The following is a 17,001-nucleotide window of genomic DNA, read 5'->3' on the forward strand; positions in this document are numbered from 1 at the left end:
GTGCCGACGCTGGCATGGGATCTACACCACAAGTGGTGCCGGTTGCGGGGAGTGTATTGGTAATGGATCCGGCGCGGTCAGGGCGTCCCGCAACGATCACTCTCGGTACATGTGAGCCTGCTCACGGTTCATGATCTTTTCACACGAGACCGGTTCTGTCGTACACGTGTGCGAAGCTGGAAAGCGTGGATGTGGTTGCGGGAACCGAGCGCGCGCGGCGGTTGCTGCACCGGGTCACCGCCGGGATCCGGGAGAACCCGGTGACCCACGTGGCCGACCTGCCCGCCCGCGAGGCGCGGCACACCGAGTGGCCGTCGTGGGCGGACCCGCGGGTGGTGACGGCCCTGCGCTCGAGCGGGGTGGAGCGGCCCTGGGCGCACCAGTCGGAGGCGGCGTCGCTGGCCTTCGGGGGGCGGCACGTCGTGGTGTCGACGGGCACGGCGTCCGGCAAGTCGTTGTGCTACCAGCTGCCGGTGCTGACGAAGCTGGTCGCAGACGACAAGGCGTGCGCGCTGTACCTGTCGCCGACGAAGGCGCTGGGCGCCGACCAGCTGCGTTCGGTGTCCGCTTTGGACGTTCCCGGGGTGCGGGCGGCGTCGTACGACGGTGACACGCCGATGGCGGAGCGCGACTGGGTGCGGGCGCACGCGCGGTGGGTGTTCACGAACCCGGACATGCTGCACCGCGGCATCCTGGCCGCGCACTCGCGGTGGGCGCGGTTGTTCCGCAAGCTCTCCTACGTCGTGATCGACGAGTGCCACAGCTACCGGGGCGTGTTCGGGTCGCACGTCGCGCTGCTGCTGCGGCGGCTGCAGCGGGTGGCACGGCACTACGGTTCGTCGCCGGTGTTCATCCTCGCGTCCGCGACAACGGCGGAGCCGGGCGAGTTCGCGTGCCGTCTGGTGGGCGAGGACTGCGTGCCTGTGGTCGAGGACGCGTCACCGCGCGGGGCGCGGACGGTGGCGTTGTGGGAGCCGCCGCTGGTGGAGGACCACCGGGGTGAGAACGGTGCGCCGGTGCGCCGGTCGGCGGGTGCGGAGGCCGGCCGGATCCTGGCGGAGCTGGTCATCGAGGGTGCGCGGACACTGGCGTTCGTGCGGTCGCGGCGGGGCGCGGAGCTGACGGCGCTCGGCGCCCGGCGGTTGTTGTCCGAAGTGGACAGCGAGTTGCCGTCGCAGGTGGCGGCGTACCGGGCGGGCTTCCTGCCCGAGGAGCGGCGTGCGCTGGAGCGCGCCCTGCTGTCGGGCGAGCTCAAGGGCGTGGCGACGACGAACGCGCTCGAGCTGGGTGTGGACATCGCGGGGCTGGACGCGGTGGTGCTGGCGGGGTATCCGGGCACGCTGGCGTCGTTCTGGCAGCAGGCGGGCCGGGCGGGCCGGGCGGGTGACGACGCGCTGGTGGTCTTTGTGGCGCGGGACGATCCACTGGACACGTACCTGGTGCACCACCCGGCGGCGGTGCTGGAGCGGCCGGTGGAGACGGCGGTGCTGGACCCGTCGAACCCGTACGTGCTGGCGCCGCAGCTGGCGTGCGCCGCGGCGGAGCTGCCGCTGACCACGGGCGAGCTGGACACGTTCGGCGGAGCGGCGGCGCGCGAGGTGCTGGACACGCTCGTGGCGGACGGGCTGCTGCGGAGGCGGCCGAGCGGCTGGTACTGGACGTCCCGGGACCGCCCCCACTACGAGGTGGATATTCGTGGTTCGGGCGGCGAGCAGATCGCGGTGGTGGAGGCGGACACGTCGAGGCTGCTCGGAACGGTCGACCCGGGCTCGGCGTGCACGACGGTGCACCCGGGTGCCGTGTACCTGCACCAGGGGTCGTCGTACGTGGTGGACGAGCTGGACCTGGAGTCCGGGATCGCGCTGGTGCACGCGGAAGACCCGGAGTGGACGACGTCGGCGAGGGAGGTCGCCGACATCAAGGTGCTGAGCACCCAGGAACGGGTCGACTACGGCGGGGTGAGCGTGTGCCTGGGCGAGGTCGCGGTGACCTCCCAGGTGGTCGGCTACCTGAGACGCCGCCCGTCCGGCGAGGTCCTGGACCACGTGGCGCTCGACCTGCCTGCGCAGACGCTCGAGACGCGGGCCGTGTGGTACACGATCAGCCCGGAACTGCTGGAGGCCCCTCGGGCTGTCCCTGCAGGCGAACGGCGCACCGCCACCGCAGCTCTGGAATCCAGGGGTTCCCGCACAGCCACTGCGCCCCAGGAATCCACCGGAACGTCCAGAACCAGCGGACCGCGAGAAGGGCGCGGCCCCACCGGAGCCACCGGCAGGCCGTCTGAAGCCGGCGCACCGTCTGGAGCCAGCGGCGCACGTGGAACCGACCAGGCATCCCGAACCGGCAGCCCATTGGAAACTGGAATGGCGTCCGAAGCCGCCAGCGCGCTTGAGGCCGGCCAGCCGTCCGGAGCCGCCGGCCCGCTTGAAGCCGCCCAGCCGTCCCGAACCCGCGGCCCGCTTGAAGCCAGTCGGGCGTCTGGAAGCGGTGGCCCGCTTGGATTCGGCGGGGCGCCGGGGGGCGCCGGTCTGGATCCGGCGCGCATCCCCGGCGCCCTGCACGCCGCCGAGCACGCGGCGATCGGCCTGCTACCGCTGTTCGCTACGTGCGACCGGTGGGACATCGGCGGCGTCTCGACCGCTTTGCACGCTGACACCGGGGAGGCGACGGTGTTCGTGCACGACGGCCATCCCGGAGGCGCGGGATTCGCCGATCGCGGTTTCGCTGCTGTTGTCCCGTGGCTGGCCGCTACGCGGGAGGCCATTCTCTCCTGCGAGTGCCCGGCGGGATGCCCGTCCTGTGTTCAGTCACCGAAGTGCGGGAACGGTAACGACCCACTGGACAAGGCGGGGGCGGTGGCCGTGCTGGAAACCGTGCTCGGGGCGGTGAGTCTTCACAGTGCCCAGCACGACCACGGGGTGGCTCAGGCTGCGGCGAACTGACCGGCGCCGACGAGGGCGGTCCGGTCGGAACCCCGCTGGTCGAGAGCGCGGGCGAGCACGGAGTGCACGGCGTCGGCGGACGGCAGACGCCAGCTCCACACATCCGGCTTGACCCGCCAGTGCACGACGCCGTGCTGGAACGGCGTGGGCGGGAGCGGGATCCAGCTGCCCTGACCGTGCCAGCGGACCTCGCCGTCGGTGGCGAGCTCCTCCGGGATGCGGTCGGCGACCGTGGTCAGGAACAGCCAGCGACCGTCGGGCGTCGCGACGATCGGCGCGGGGTGGCCGGTCGCGCGAAGCAGGCGGGCGGCACGCTTGCCCAGTTCATCGGGAACCTCGACGGCGTCCAGCACGGTGCCGGTCGCGACGAGCAGGCTGTAGGGCTGCCCGGTCCACCAGCCGGCCACCTCGTTGGGGTGGGCGCCGAGCCGGTCGGCCCAGTCCTCGTGGACGGGCACCGGGCCGGTCCAGGAGCCCTCGGCGTTCGCCTGCGCCGGAAAGGTGCCGGGCAGCACCGGCCACCCGTGCCAGGCGAGACCGATGGCCTCCGCTCGTAGCTCGATGCGGAAGGCGCCCCGCCAGCTGTCCGACCAATCCGTGTCCAACATTTCCGTCCACAACTCCTTGCTTGTTCCACCGCTCGCGGTGGCTGTCTGGTTCCCAATAAACGGCAAGTTGCAAAGTGCCGGAACCCGCCACGCGACAACCGGCTGCTCCCGGGCGACGAGCGACGATCCCCTGCTCGGCGCGGCCGAACGCCGCTCGGCCGCTACTCACCGACGACGAGCGGTTGACGGCGCCGCTCGTCAACCGTGATCTCCAGCACACGTTTCTCCTGCATACCAACGGTTTCCGCCCTCGGGCGCCACTCGCCGCCGCCACCGCCCGTGACCGCTCGGCGCGCGAGGGCGACCGCCCAACCTCCGTCGGCGCACCTACCGTTCGGCGCGAAACCGACCGTTCGTCGCAGCCGCAGCACAAGGCCGCCCTCCCGGGTCGACCTCCAGCGGGCGCCGGTCCGTCGACCAGACCGCCCCGGGGCGATGTGACTCAAGGGACCGGCACGGGCTCGGCAGGCGGCCGGCACCAGCCCACGGCACCCTCAGGGACCGGCACGGGCCCGGCCGGCCACGGGACCGAGCCCGGTGTCGACGACTACCTCGACGAGCGCGTCCCACCCCTCGAAGCGGCAACTCACCACCCGGGCGCCCATCCGCTCGGCCACCCACAGCGCCTGCCCGCAGGCGACATCGCTCCCGTCGGCAGCCTGACCAGCAGCCGCGAGAGCAGCGAGGTCGGCCGCGCCGGCAGCCCGGTGCCGAGCGATCGCTACCGAGCCGAGCCCCCACAACAACCCGGCGACGACCACCAGGCCGGCGATGGCGCACGCGGCCCAGACGGTCGCCGCGCCCCGATCCCGGCCCCGAAGATCCTGGAGCCGGGTCAGCGACGGGACAGGCCCGGGGCCGAAGCTGACCGGCCGGCGCAGATGGATCAGGTCAGGGAGGGGCATCGTCGGCTCCTGGCTCGAGGATGGCGAAGGCGCTCGCCGCCAGGTGGAGCCCGGGCAGAAGCCCGCTAACCGCGGCGGCGCGCACCTCGACGGTGATGCTGTTCCCCTCGGACGTCACCGCGAGCTGCGCGCCCGGCGGGGCGATCTGCTCGACCGCCTGCGCGGCCAGTTGCGGTTCACCCCGGGCCAGGAGGCGCGCCGCCTCGCGGGCTGCGTCGGTGCAGCGGAGCTGACCGGCCACCGCTGTGAAGCCCGCCAGCGCCAGTCCCACCACCACGGTCAGCGCGCACAGCGCGATCGCCGCTTCGACCGTCACAGCGCCGCGGTCCGCGGGGCCGGCGCGCGCTCGTGTCTTCATCAGAACTGCACCGTGAGTGCCTGCTCGACCAGCCCGGTGAGGGCACCGACCACGGAGTCTCCGGTGACGACGGTGTACAGCAATGCCCCGAAGGCCGCGGCGGCGATCGTGCCGATCGCGTACTCGGCGGTGCTCATGCCGTCGTCGGCGGCTAGTACCGGGCGGAGCCAGCGACGCCACCACCGGGGACGGGCGGGGGCTGCGTGGCGGCCGGCGGGCTTGGTGCGGAACAGCATGAGGGTTCTCCTTTGTCTGTTGTGGAGGGTCAGAACACGTTGAGGCGTCCGGCGAGCCCGAGGACCACCGGCACGACCCCGAGGCACACGAAGGCCGGGAGGAAGCAGAGCCCCAGCGGTCCGGCGATCAGCACGCCCGCACGCTGAGCCCGCGCCTCGGCGCGATCCCCGAGCGAGGCGCGTATTCCGCGGGCGAGGTCGGTGGCCGCGTCGGCGAGCGTGGTTCCGCTGCGCGCGGTCCGCTTGGCCGCGCGGGCGAACTCGGCGGTGCCGGCACATCCGAGCGCGGGCACCCACGCTTCGGTCGCGTCGGCGCCGAGTTCGAGCAGACCGGCAGTGGCACGAAGGGCATCCGCTTCCGGCCCCGTCTCGCCATCGGTGACAGCGCGCAAAGCGGCCGGCACCGGTTGCCCGGCGCGCAAGCAGGCTGCGAGCAGGTCCCACGTCGCGGCGAGGTCGAGGGGATCGCTCCTGCGCCGCCGACCGCGCGTGCGCGCGGGCGACTGTGGCGAGGGAAAGAGGTGCGCCAACCGCAGACCTGGGACTGGCCTGCCGGGAAAGGTCAGCAGCGCCGCGCCCAGCAACGCGACCACCAGGGCGGCTGTGCTCATCGTGGGGCTCCCCGGTCTGCGGCCGATGCAACCAGATGCGGCGGGACCAAACCGGGTTGGATCAGCAGTGGATCGGGGCGAGGTGGAATTGCTGCGATCGGCTCGGCAGCAGGAGAGCCGAACCGAAGTGGGGGACCTGGCTCGGGTTGGGGTGGAAGTGTTGTGGGCAGCGGGGCGGGGGTGGGCGTGCTCATCGTGGGACTCCCCGGTCTGCGGCGGAAGCAACCAGATGCGGCAAGACCGCGCCGGGTTGGATCGGCACTGGAACGGGGCTGGGCGGATGTGGCGGGACCAAACCGGGTCGGATCGAAACTGGATCGGGCCGGGGTGGAATTGCTGCGATCGGCTCGGCAGCAGGAGAGCCGAACCGAAGTGGGGGACCTGGCTCGGGTTGGGGTGGAAGTGTGGTGGGCAGCGGGGCGGGGGTGGGCGTGCTCATCGTGGGGCTCCCCGGTTTGCGGCGGCAGAACCCAGATGCGGCAAGACCGCGCCGGGTTGGATCAGCAGCGGTTCGAGGCGGGGCGGAATTGCTGCGATCGGCTCGGCAGCGGATGGGCCGAACCGAAGCAGGGGAACCGACTCGGGTCGGGGTGGTGTCGGCAGCGGGGCGGGGGTGCGCGTGCTCATCGCGGGGCTTCTCCTTTGGTGCTGCAGAGGTGTCAGCCCGCGGGGAGGGCGAGCAGGGGTGGGGGAGGCGTTGGAGAGCGGGAGCGAAGTGGCGGACTGACTCGGGTTGGGGTGGAAGTGTTGTGGGCAGCGCGGCGGGAGCTGGGCGTGCTCATCGTGGGGCTCCTCGTCTTGTTAGGTGGGCGCTCCATGCGCCGCCAGTGGTGATCAGCGCCGTGCCGAGCAGGAGGAGGGCGTTGCCGCTCGGGGTGGCGAACAGGATGTGGGTCGGGTGGGCTCCCATGCCCTCGCCGAGCAGCAGTCCGAAGACGGGCAGGGCGGCGAGGACCATCGCGCTCGCGCGGGGGCCGGACATCGCTGCCTCGGACTGGCTGGTGAACCGCAGCTCGGCGGTGATGTCCTGGCGGACCGCGTCGAGCAGGTCGGCCAGCGGGAGGCCGTGCCGTTGGCTGAGCGACCACGCCCGCGCCAAACGCCTCCGCGCCGCCGACAGTGGTTCGGCCGTCGGGACCGTCGCCAGTGTTTCAGCGAGGTTCCCGCCAAGGCGGGCGGCGCCGGCCACCGCGTCGAGGATCTCGGCGACGGGGCGGGGCGCATCGGCCGCAGCGGACTCGGCGGCCAGCGCGGGCGTGCCGCCGGCCCGGAGGTCCACCACCATCGCGTGCAGCGCCTCGGCCATCGCCCGGCGCATCGCGAGCCCGGACTTCGATCGGCGACGCGCCTGCCACTGGCGCCAGCCGGCCAAGCCGAGCAACGCGCCTGCCGCCCACACCATCGGTGGCACGACGAACAGCAACGGCACCAGCCCGAGCGCGAGCGCCTTCCGCGGCTTCGGCAGTCCGCGGCGTGCCGGAGACGGCGCGAGCACGCCCAGCCGAGCCGCCGAGCCACGCACCGGTGGCCAGCACAAGGCGGCCGTGGCCGCGCAGGCCAGCGAGTGGGTCAGCACGGCTCGCCTCCCCGGGGCAGCAACGCGGAGAACAACACCCGCCGCTTCGTCCACCCACCGTCCTGCCACACCGGAAGCACCCGGACGTCCCCGTTGTCGCTCCGGCTCAGCACGCCGACCTCCGCCAGTTCCCGCTGCCCCGACGACGACCGGCGCATGTGGAGGACGACCTGCACCGCGGCCGCGAGCTGGCTGTGCAAGGCCGCGCGGGACAGGCCGCCCAGCGCGGCAAGCGCTTCCAGCCGGGCCGGCACCTCCGCCGTCGAGTTCGCGTGCAACGTTCCGGCGCTGCCGTCGTGACCGGTATTCAACGCGTTGAGCAGCTCGCACACCTCCTGGCCGCGCACTTCGCCGACCACGAGCCGGTCCGGTCGCATCCGCAGCGCCTGGCGCACCAGGTCACGCAGGCCGACCTCCCCCGCGCCCTCGACGTTGGGCGGCCGGGCGGTCAACCGCACGAACTGCGGGTGCGCGGGCTGCAGTTCGGCGGCGTCCTCAACGCAGACGATCCGCTCGGCCGGGGACACCGCCCCGAGCATCGCGGCGAGCAGGGTGCTCTTGCCCACGCCGGTGCCACCGGTGACGAGGAAGGCCAGCCGGGCGGCGACCACCGACTCCACCAGTTCCGCACCTTCGGCCCCGAAGGCCCCCAGGTCGCGCAACGCGGCGAGGTCGTGCACAGCGGGACGGAGGATCCGCAACGAGATGCAGGTGCCGTCGGCGGCGATCGGTGGCAGCACCGCGTGCAACCGGACGCGGCCATGCGGCCCGAGCCCGGGCAGCCAGCCGTCGACGTAGGGCTGGGCGTCGTCGAGCCGCCGACCGGCCGCGAGCGCGAGCCGCTGGGCGAGACGGCGCACTCCCTCCTCGCCCGAGAAGTGAGCCTCGACGCGGCGCAGCCCGTCGGCCCCGTCGACCCACACGTCGTCCGGACCGGTGACCAGCACATCGGTGACGCCGGGCAGCGCGAGCAACGGTTCCAGCGGACCGGCACCGGCCAGCTCCTGCCGGATGAGCCGCAGGGCGTCGAGCGCCTCCGTGTGCCCGACGGGACGCCCGGCTTCCGCGCGAACCGCGTCCGCCACCGTCGCCGGGTCCGTCCCAGCGCCAGCACCCGCCAGCCGGTGGCGGACCCGCTCGACCAGTTCGGAGTTCATGCCGCCAGCACCTGCGTCGACTGCGACCGCTCCACGATCAGGCGCGCGGTTTCCATCAGCGCGCCGCGTGGACGCGGGAGGAAGTTGCCACGCTCGATCTCCCGGTCCAGCTGGCGTTCGACGGCCATCGACGTCAGCAGCGGCAGCCCGATCGCGCCGGCCGCGACGCTCGGCTCGAGGTCACCCGGCGCAGGCCCGCGGACCACGAGCCTGACCCGGCCGGACGGGTCCCCCAGCTGCTTGACCACCCGACGGGCGGCCAGGCAGGCCCGCATCTCGGCCGGGATCACCACGATCACGAGGTCGGCACGCGCGATGACGGCGAGGCCAGGACCGTCGAGGTGACGCGGCAGATCGCACACCACCGTCCGGCCGGCCCGGCGACCGGCCTCGACCACGGCCGCCACGCCCTGCCCGGTCGGCCCGTCGCCGTTGCGGTGGCAGGACAGGAACGGCAACCGCAAGCCGCGGTAGCGGAACTCGGGCAGCGATTCGAGCAGCGCGGGCATCGACAACCGGCCGGCTCCGGGCCGCAGCTCGGGCCAGCGGAGCCCCTCCGTGTTCTCGGCTCCCAGCAGCGCGTCGATCCCGCCGGACAACGGATCGCAGTCCACCAGCAGCCCGCCGGGATCGGTGCGGCACGCGACCAGCGCCGTGGCCGCCGCCAGGACCGACGCCCCGGCTCCGCCGCGGCCGCCCAGCACGCCGATGATCCGCCCGCCCGACAGCCCCGGCCCGTCCACGACGTCCGCCAGCGCCGACGCGAGCGCCGACTCGTCCTCCGGCAGCGACACGACACCTTCGACGCCGGCGCGGAAAGCCCGTCGCCATGTCCGGGAATCCGGCGCGCCCTTGGTGATCAGCAGGATGCCGGGGCGCCGCGGCAGCTCCACCTCGCCGTCGACGGCCTGCTCGTCGACCAGCACCAGCGGCGCGTCCGGCCACCGCGGCCGGGCGGCGAGCAGATCGGGCGCGCGCTGCGTCTCGCAGCCCACAGCCGCGGCGACGCGCAGGATTTCGTCGAGCATCACCTCGTCGTGGGCGATGACGAGCGGACGAGCGTGTTCCATGACGGCCCCCAGTGGTGATCGGTGTTTGACCTGACTCCACCGTCGTGCTCGCGCCGTGCCGCGACAAGGAGCTCCGGCGGGACCTGTGGACAACTGGGGTCATGTGGACAACTCGCGACCGGGGGCAGCCCGGCACAGCGGGTTCGTCGGTGCGCTGTGGCAAGATCCGCGCCCGCGCGCGGAGAAAGGGGCGACCCCCGCCAGGGGGAGGGCGGGGGTCGCCGAGGGTTCAGCCCCGGGGGGTCGGACTGAACCGCCGGTGGGAACACCGGATGCGGTCCACTGTAACTCCGCCGACCGGCCCGCAACGCCGCCAGCGACACCCACAATTCGGTAACGGCACCGGCAATCGATTTCCGCCGTGGGCAAGGAACTTCCGACCGGGCGACACCGTTCGTGGTCACCTCACCGCCCCCGCGGATGATCTACTCTTATCCTGAAGCAGTGGCAGAACCTCCCAGCTCGCCGCCGGGCGACCGGCGCGCCGCGACCGGAACCGGTGTCGCGGCCTTCTTCGACCTGGACAAGACGATCATCGCCTCGTCCAGCGCGCTGGCCTTCAGCAAGCCACTGTTGCGCGAGGGGCTGATCAGCAAGCGGGCGGCGCTGAAGAGCGCGTACGCGCAGTTCGTCTTCTCCCTGTCCGGCGCGGATGCCGACCGGACCGAGCGGATGCGCGCCGAGATCTCCGCGTTGTGCGCGGGCTGGGACGTCGCACAGGTGCGGGCGATCGTCAACGAGACGCTGCACGACATCGTCGACCCGCTCGTCTACTCCGAGGCCGCCGAGCTGATCGCCTGGCACCAGGCGGAGGGCCACGACGTGATCGTGCTGTCGGCGGCGGGCGACGAGGTCGTGACGCCGATCGCGGCGATGCTCGGCGCGACCGGAAGCGTCGCGACGAGAATGGCCGTCGTGGACGGTCGCTATTCGGGGGAAATCGCTTTCTACTGCTATGGCGAACAAAAAGCGGTGGCGGCGAAACAATTGGCCGCGGAGAACGGTTACGACCTGGCCGAGTGTTACGCCTATTCCGATTCCAGCACCGATGTCCCGCTGCTGGAGACGGTCGGGAAGCCGCATGCCGTGAACCCGGATCGCCTGCTCCGCCGGACCGCGCTCGAACGCGGCTGGCCGGTGCTGGAGTTCACCAAACCGGTCTCGCTGCGGAGCCGGTTCCCGGCGCCGTCGACGGCGACGCTGGCAGTCGGACTCGGTCTCGGGGCGGTCGCCGCGGCGGGCGTGACTTGGTACGGGCTGACACGCAAACGCCGTGGGGGAACGTAGAAGTCTAGTCGCTGAGGGTGCCCGCCTCACCGGATCGAGCGTCTGTACCGGTGCACCCGTCCGACCCCTTGAAGTGACGGCGGTCACTGGGTACAAAGTGAAGTGCGGACGTTGTTCGGCCCAGGACGAGACGAAGATGAGCCTCGTTCCTCCCCGACAACCTCCGTGCGCGGACTCCAGGCACCCACGCGCAGCGCGCCGCGGGAGGCTTGTCGTCGAGGGACTGCGTACCGGGACGCCGGACGCCGAGTCCCCGTAGGTACGACACGAGTTGCAGCTTGGTCACCTGAGCAGTCCGCGCGGGCGGGCGCCGCCGGCACATCGTCGGCGGCGCCCGCGCATTTTTATGTCCAACGGATTAGCCCGCGAGAGTGACGGAACCTGAAAGACACTTTCGGACTCCTCCGAAAGTAAGGCAGTCGTTGACCTCGTCCGGAGCGACTGAGTAGCTTCCCCCAATGCCGGCCCGTCCGTCGGCGATCATCACAGGGGAGGTTCGCGATGCGCCGGAGGAGTCATGTGCTTGCCGCGATCGTCGTGGGGGTTCTCGGCGTGAGCGCGGTCGGCGCGTCCTCCGCCGCACCGGGACGCCAGGACGGCTGGGCCGAGCAGACGCTGCGGCGGATGTCGCTTGAGGAGAAGGTCGGCCAGCTCTTCGTCGCCGACGTCTGGGGCAAGTCCGCCGGCCAGGCCGACGAGGGCAACCGGAAGAAGTACGGGGTGGACACGGCCGCGGAGGTCGTCCAGCGCTACCACCCGGGTGGCGTCATCTACTTCAACAACGCCGGCACCGACAACGTGGACGACCCGGCGCAGGTCGCCCGCTTCTCGAACGGGCTGCAGCAGGCCGCGCTGGCGTCGGGCGCGAAGGTGCCGCTGATCGTTTCGACCGACCAGGAGGGCGGCCGGGTCACGCGCATCGCGGCCCCGGCCACGGAGTTCCCGTCCAGCATGGCCGTCGGGGCAGGCCGCAGCGCCGCGGACGCGCGGACGCTGGCCACGGTGAACGGTCACGAGCTGCGGGCGATGGGCATCAACCAGGACTTCGCGCCCGACGCGGACGTCAACTCCAACCCGCTCAACCCGGTCATCGGCTCCCGGTCCTTCTCCGCGGATCCGGCGCTGGCCAGTGAGCTGGTCGCGGCCGCGGTCGACGGCTACCAGAACTCGGGGCCCGCGACGGAGACGGTGTCCGCGGCGGCCAAGCACTTCCCCGGCCACGGGGACGCCGCCGCCGACAGCCACACCGGGTTGCCGGTCATCAACCACACGGAGGAACAGTGGCGGCAGATCGACCTGCCGCCGTTCCGGGCGGCGATCGACGCGGGCGCCGACGTGATCATGTCCGCGCACATCACCGTGCCCAGCCTCGACCCGTCGGGTGAGCCCGCGACGCTGTCGAAGCCGATCATGACCGGGATCCTCCGGGACGAGCTGCGCTACGACGGGGTGATCACGACCGACTCGCTGCAGATGGCCGGCGTGCGCGAGCTGCACAGCGACGCGGAGATCCCGGTGCTGGCGCTGGAAGCCGGGGTCGACCAGATGCTGATGCCGCCGGACCTGGGGCTCGCCATCAACAGCGTGCTGGACGCGGTCCAGAGCGGCAGGCTGACCGAGGAGCGGATCGACCAGAGCGTCCTGCGGATCCTGAAGCTCAAGGACAAGCGCGGCATCGTGGCGAGCCCGCTGGTCAACCCGCGGGCGGTGAAGCAGGTCGTCGGCAGCGCGGCCAACCGGGACAAGATCCAGGCCATCACCGACCGCACCACCACCGTGCTCCGCAACGACGCCGGCCTGCTCCCCCGCCGGGACCCGGGCAAGGTCGTGGTGACCGGCTGGAACAACCCGAACTACCCCGGCTACCCGGCGGAGCCGGTCCGGGCGCTGGCCGAGCGGCTCGGCGGGACAGCCGTCTCGACCGGAGCCAAGCCGACCGCCGCGAAGATCGCCGAAGCGGTGGCGGCCGCCGGCGAAGCGGACACGGTCGTCGTGCTGACCAACGGGCTGCGCAGCGACACCGCCCAGGGTGATCTTGTGCGTGAACTGCTCGCGACCGGGAAACCGGTCGTCGCGGTGAGCGTCCAAGAACCGTACGACCCGGGCTACGCCGACGTACCGACCTGGGTGGCGACGTACGACTGGCGGGATGTGACGATGGCTTCGCTGGCCAAGGTGCTGACGGGCGAGATTTCGCCGCAGGGCAAGCTGCCCGTCGACATCCCGGCAGGCGACGACGCCGGCCCGATCCGGTATCCCTTCGGCACAGGACTGACATGGTGAGCTTCAACCGGCGCGGGTTCCTGGTCACCGGCGCCCTCGCGACACCCCTCTTGACCGGCGGCTCCGCGCTGGCGGAACCGGCAAGCGTGTTACCGGCCGCGTCGCGGGGGCCGGTCGTCACCGGCGCCGACATCCTGGCCCGGCAAGGCTGGCGCTCGCTCGCCGGCCGCAAGGTGGGCGTGCTGTCGAACCCGACGGGCGTGCTGGAGAACGGCGATCACATCGTCGACTCGATGATCGCCGCCGGCGTCCGGCCGGTCGCCGCCTTCGGGCCGGAGCACGGTTTCCGAGGCAGCGCGCAGGCCGGCGGTTCGGAGGGCGACTACACGGACCCGCGCACCGGCATCGCGGTGTACGACGCGTACGGCGCGGACGCTGCGAAACTGGCCGGGATGTTCACCAAGGCCGGGGTGGACACGGTGGTGTTCGACATCGCCGATGTCGGCGCCCGCTTCTACACCTACATCTGGTCGATGTACACGGCGATGGTCGCGGCGGGCCGCACGGGTGCGGCCTTCGTCGTGCTGGACCGGCCCAACCCGGTCGGCGGCAAGGCCTTCGGCCCGATACTTCGCCCGGAGTTCGCCTCCGGCGTCGGGCTCAAGCCGATCGTGCAGCAGCACGGCATGACCGTCGGCGAGCTGGCGAAGTACTTCGCCGCGGAGCTGCTGCCTGCCGAGGGCGTGCGGCTGGCGGACCTGCAGGTGGTGCAGACCGAGGGGTGGCGCCGGGACACGTTCTTCGCAGGCACCGGGCTGACCTGGACGCCACCGAGCCCGAACATGCCGACGGCGGACACCGCGCTGGTCTACCCCGGCACAGGCATGTTCGAGGGCACCGTGTTCTCCGAGGGACGCGGCACGACGCGGCCCTTCGAGATCATCGGCGCGCCCGGCATCGACTGGCGATGGCGGGACGAGCTGACCGCGCTGGGACTCGCTGGCGTGCGGTTCCGGGAGACCTACTTCGTCCCGACGTTCGGCAAGTTCGTCAACCAGACCTGCGGCGGGGTGCAGCTCACGGTCACCGCCCCGGCCTCGTTCGACGCCATCCGCACGGCGGTGGCCATGCTCGTCACGGCCAAGAAGCTGCACCCGGACCGCTTCGGCTGGCGCGCGGACAACGGCATCGACAAACTCACCGGCTCGGACCGGTTGCGGACGATGGTCGACCGCGGGGCGGGGGTGGACGAGATCGTCGGGTCCTGGCAGGCGGAGCTCGACGAGTTCACCGCCCGCCGGCGGCCGCACCTGCTCTACTGGTGAGGCCGGCGTGCGAACGGGCAAACTACTGGTCGCGGCGGTGCTGACCGTTTCCGCCCTCACCGTCCCCGGAGCGAGTACCACCATCACCGAACAGGCCCACACCGGGCGGATCGACCGTCCGCAGTACGAATTCGCACCGGCCGACACGGTGCTGCGCCCGGGCGCGCCCGGCGAGGTGGGGCTCGATCCGGCGCCGCTGCTGGCCGCCGAGCAGTTCCTGACCGACTGGGCCGAACCGGACCCGGCCTCCGGGCACCCTCACTTCTCCGGCGCGGCCGGGATCCTGGCGCACGACGGCGTGATCGTCGAGGAGACCGCGACCGGCGGAGCGCTCCGGTACGCCGACGTCGCGGGCGCCGAACTCCCGCCTGACCAGCAGGTGCCGGTGCGCGCCGACACGATCTTCGACCTGGCCTCGATCACCAAGGTGTTCACGTCCCTCGTGGTGATGCAGCTCGTCGAGGACGGCAGGGTCGCCCTGGATCGGCCGGTCGCCGAGTACCTGCCCGAGTTCGCGGCGAACGGGAAGCAGGCGGTCACCGTGCGGCAGTTGCTCACCCACACCTCGGGGCTGGCCGCCGACCCGCGCCCGTCCCTGTGGGAGGGCTACCCGGACATCCCGTCGCGTCGGAAGGCGGTGCTCGACAGTCCACTGGTGAACCAGCCGGGCACGACCTACCTCTACTCGGACATCAACCTGATGACCCTCGGCTTCCTCGTCGAGCGGGTCGCCGGGCAACCGCTCGACGTCGTGGTGCGGGAGCGGATCACCCAGCCCCTCGGGATGACCGACACGGCGTTCAACCCGCCCGCGGAGAAGCTCGGCCGGATCGTGGCCACCGAGTTCCAGGCCGATCCACCACGCGGCATGGTGCGCGGCCAGGTCCACGACGAGAACGCGTGGGCGCTGGGCGGGGTGTCCGGTCACGCCGGCATCTTCTCCACGGCGCCGGATCTGGCGGTGCTCGCGCAGACGATCCTCAACGGCGGCGCCTACCGGGGCGCGCGCATCCTGCACCCGGAGACCGTGCGGGACATGCTGACCGACTACAACCAGGAGTTCCCCGGTCACGCGCACGGCCTCGGGTTCGAGCTGGACCAGCAGTTCTACATGGGCGCGCTGTCCGCGCCCACCACCGCGGGGCACACCGGTTTCACCGGCACGTCGCTGGTCATCGATCCGGTGTCCCGGTCGTTCGCGATCCTGCTGACCAACCGCGTTCACCCGACCCGCGACTGGGGTTCGATCAACCCGGCCCGCGAGAAGTGGGCGAGCTCGCTGGCCGGAGCGAGGTGAACCGGGGCCGGCTGTAGGCACAATTGCCCGCGGCCGGACAGGTGATCTTTCGGCGCGCGGGCACCCACCGTGCATCCGGGTGGTGTGCCACCAGCCAGTGCCAACGAATTTCGGACACTCGCGTCCGTCACGGACAGCTACCGAACGGCTGCTCCATTCGTACTTAAAGTGCGCAGAGCCGCGTCATACGATCGTGGCGGGGAAGTCCCTATCACTGAGACGCGAGCGGGAGCCACCGACGATCGTCGGCTGTTTCGGGAACCATAGGAAGTTGCCAAGTCGTTAACTTGATGACGTTAACAACCACGACGTAGTTGGCGACTTTCCGGGCAACTGAGTCACCGCAGCTCGGCCGTGCAGGGGCGGGCGAGTTGCGATCATCCCTAAGGATGTGGGTAATCTTGTCTCAAATGCCTACGGTTGGTAAGTTTCCCACGGAAACGGATACCGATTCCGTGACGGGACAGGCACCGAACGAGACCGGTTCGGTCGTACGCGAGTCCGAGACCAGTCCCCTGGTCCGGATTCGGTCGCTGCTGCCCGGTCTGGCCAGGGCGGAACAGCGCGTAGCCAAGGTCGTCCTCGATGCCCCGTCTGCAGTAGCGCGCCGGTCGATCACCGAGGTGGCCCTCGCGGCGAACACCAGCGAAACCACGGTGACCCGGTTCTGCAAGGCCGTTGGGGTCGGCGGGTACCCGCAGCTGCGGATCGCGCTGGCCGCCGACACCGCCCGTTCGGAAGCGCGGTCGGCGCGCAACCTGGGCGGCGAGATCGCCGTGGACGACGACCTGGCCGCCGTGGTCGGCAAGGTCAGCTTCGCCGACGCGCGCGCCGTCGAGGAGACCGCCGACCAGCTCGACATCGCGACCCTGCAGCACGTGATCGAACTGCTCGCCAACGCCGGGCGCACCGACGTCTACGGCGTGGGCGCGAGCGCGTTCGTCGCCGCCGATCTGCAGCAGAAGCTGCACCGCATCGGCCGCGTGTGTTTCGCCTGGTCGGACACGCACATCATGCTGACCTCGGCCGCCGTGCTGGGCGCAGGCGACGTCGCGATCGGCGTCTCCCACACCGGCGCGACCACCGACACCGTCGAGGCGCTGCGGGTGGCCCGCGAGCACGGCGCGACCACCGTGGCGCTGACCAACTTCCCGCGCTCGCCGATCACCGAGGTCGCCGACTACGTCCTGACCACGGCCGCCCGCGAGACGACGTTCCGCTCGGGCGCGACCGCGAGCCGGATCGCCCAGCTCACGGTCATCGACTGCCTGTTCATCGGGGTCGCGCAGCGCCACATGGAGACCGCGTCCGCCGCGTTGGAAGCCACTCGCGACGCCGTCGGCGGTCACCGCCTCGGCGTGCGACCGGACGGCCGGAGGCGTCCGCGAGAGACCGGAAAGTGAGCA

At 71.8% G+C, this 17,001-nt stretch carries 13 protein-coding genes and 1 pseudogene; 6 read left to right on the forward strand and 8 right to left on the reverse strand.

Annotated features, from left to right (window positions below; genetic code table 11):
• Nucleotides 1–191: 191 nt before the first annotated feature.
• Complete coding sequence (locus tag AMETH_RS33020) at nt 192–2,942, forward strand: DEAD/DEAH box helicase (RefSeq protein WP_017985463.1); 2,751 nt, start codon at nt 192–194, stop codon at nt 2,940–2,942.
• Here the strand turns inward: AMETH_RS33020 and AMETH_RS33025 are convergent.
• The 8 genes from AMETH_RS33025 to ssd all read right to left on the reverse strand — a co-directional run bounded on the left by AMETH_RS33025 (nt 2,924) and on the right by ssd (nt 9,463).
• Nucleotides 2,924–3,550, reverse strand: a complete 627-nt coding sequence (locus tag AMETH_RS33025; RefSeq protein WP_017985464.1) for a bifunctional DNA primase/polymerase — start codon at nt 3,548–3,550, stop codon at nt 2,924–2,926. The two genes, AMETH_RS33020 and AMETH_RS33025, sit on opposite strands and share 19 nt — an antisense overlap.
• Nucleotides 3,551–4,044: 494 nt before the next feature.
• Nucleotides 4,045–4,455, reverse strand: coding sequence for an Rv3654c family TadE-like protein (locus AMETH_RS33030; protein ID WP_017985465.1), 411 nt, complete (start codon nt 4,453–4,455; stop codon nt 4,045–4,047).
• Complete coding sequence (locus AMETH_RS33035; RefSeq protein ID WP_017985466.1) at nt 4,442–4,813, reverse strand: TadE family type IV pilus minor pilin; 372 nt, start codon at nt 4,811–4,813, stop codon at nt 4,442–4,444. Before AMETH_RS33035 ends, AMETH_RS33030 begins: the two co-directional genes overlap by 14 nt.
• Nucleotides 4,813–5,049 carry a DUF4244 domain-containing protein gene (locus tag AMETH_RS33040; protein ID WP_017985467.1) on the reverse strand — a complete coding sequence of 79 codons (237 nt, stop codon included), beginning with the start codon at nt 5,047–5,049 and terminating at the stop codon, nt 4,813–4,815. Before AMETH_RS33040 ends, AMETH_RS33035 begins: the two co-directional genes overlap by 1 nt.
• 29 nt (nt 5,050–5,078) lie before the next feature.
• Nucleotides 5,079–5,642 (reverse strand): type II secretion system F family protein, encoded by a 564-nt coding sequence (locus AMETH_RS33045; RefSeq protein WP_223843000.1) that lies wholly within the window; start codon nt 5,640–5,642, stop codon nt 5,079–5,081.
• Nucleotides 5,643–6,438: 796 nt separating this feature from the next.
• Nucleotides 6,439–7,236 (reverse strand): type II secretion system F family protein, encoded by a 798-nt coding sequence (locus AMETH_RS33050; RefSeq protein ID WP_017985469.1) that lies wholly within the window; start codon nt 7,234–7,236, stop codon nt 6,439–6,441.
• A complete protein-coding gene (locus AMETH_RS33055; RefSeq protein WP_017985470.1) occupies nt 7,230–8,393 on the reverse strand; it encodes a TadA family conjugal transfer-associated ATPase in 1,164 nt (387 codons plus the stop codon). Before AMETH_RS33055 ends, AMETH_RS33050 begins: the two co-directional genes overlap by 7 nt.
• The gene (gene ssd / locus AMETH_RS33060) at nt 8,390–9,463 is read right to left on the reverse strand and encodes a septum site-determining protein Ssd (protein WP_017985471.1); all 1,074 of its coding nucleotides are present in this window, start codon (nt 9,461–9,463) and stop codon (nt 8,390–8,392) included. Before ssd ends, AMETH_RS33055 begins: the two co-directional genes overlap by 4 nt.
• 444 nt (nt 9,464–9,907) lie before the next feature.
• Here ssd and AMETH_RS33065 point away from each other — a divergent pair, with 444 nt between their 5' ends.
• From AMETH_RS33065 to AMETH_RS33085, 5 genes and pseudogenes are all read left to right on the forward strand, one after another.
• Nucleotides 9,908–10,750, forward strand: a complete 843-nt coding sequence (locus AMETH_RS33065) for an HAD family hydrolase (protein WP_017985472.1) — start codon at nt 9,908–9,910, stop codon at nt 10,748–10,750.
• A 519-nt stretch (nt 10,751–11,269) separates the two neighbouring features.
• Nucleotides 11,270–13,033 (forward strand): glycoside hydrolase family 3 protein, encoded by a 1,764-nt coding sequence (locus tag AMETH_RS33070; RefSeq protein WP_017985473.1) that lies wholly within the window; start codon nt 11,270–11,272, stop codon nt 13,031–13,033.
• The gene (locus AMETH_RS33075) at nt 13,027–14,298 is read left to right on the forward strand and encodes an exo-beta-N-acetylmuramidase NamZ family protein (protein WP_017985474.1); all 1,272 of its coding nucleotides are present in this window, start codon (nt 13,027–13,029) and stop codon (nt 14,296–14,298) included. Before AMETH_RS33070 ends, AMETH_RS33075 begins: the two co-directional genes overlap by 7 nt.
• Nucleotides 14,299–14,305: 7 nt before the next feature.
• Nucleotides 14,306–15,589 (forward strand): annotated as a pseudogene (locus AMETH_RS33080) (serine hydrolase domain-containing protein); the annotation flags it as partial.
• 416 nt (nt 15,590–16,005) lie between these two features.
• Nucleotides 16,006–16,998, forward strand: coding sequence for a MurR/RpiR family transcriptional regulator (locus AMETH_RS33085; protein ID WP_026153593.1), 993 nt, complete (start codon nt 16,006–16,008; stop codon nt 16,996–16,998).
• Nucleotides 16,999–17,001: the final 3 nt, after the last annotated feature.

The sequence above is a fragment of the Amycolatopsis methanolica 239 genome, assembly GCF_000739085.1.
In the GTDB taxonomy this organism is placed as follows: Bacteria; Actinomycetota; Actinomycetes; order Mycobacteriales; family Pseudonocardiaceae; genus Amycolatopsis_E; species Amycolatopsis_E methanolica.

Coding starts and splice junctions, on each gene's coding strand:
- AMETH_RS33040 (WP_017985467.1), bottom strand. CDS start 5,049: ATGCTGTTCCGCACCAAGCCCGCCGGCCGCCACGCAGCCCCCGCCCGT.
- AMETH_RS33075 (WP_017985474.1), top strand. CDS start 13,027: ATGGTGAGCTTCAACCGGCGCGGGTTCCTGGTCACCGGCGCCCTCGCG.
- ssd (WP_017985471.1), bottom strand. CDS start 9,463: ATGGAACACGCTCGTCCGCTCGTCATCGCCCACGACGAGGTGATGCTC.
- AMETH_RS33085 (WP_026153593.1), top strand. CDS start 16,006: ATGCCTACGGTTGGTAAGTTTCCCACGGAAACGGATACCGATTCCGTG.
- AMETH_RS33055 (WP_017985470.1), bottom strand. CDS start 8,393: ATGAACTCCGAACTGGTCGAGCGGGTCCGCCACCGGCTGGCGGGTGCT.
- AMETH_RS33025 (WP_017985464.1), bottom strand. CDS start 3,550: ATGTTGGACACGGATTGGTCGGACAGCTGGCGGGGCGCCTTCCGCATC.
- AMETH_RS33035 (WP_017985466.1), bottom strand. CDS start 4,813: ATGAAGACACGAGCGCGCGCCGGCCCCGCGGACCGCGGCGCTGTGACG.
- AMETH_RS33030 (WP_017985465.1), bottom strand. CDS start 4,455: ATGCCCCTCCCTGACCTGATCCATCTGCGCCGGCCGGTCAGCTTCGGC.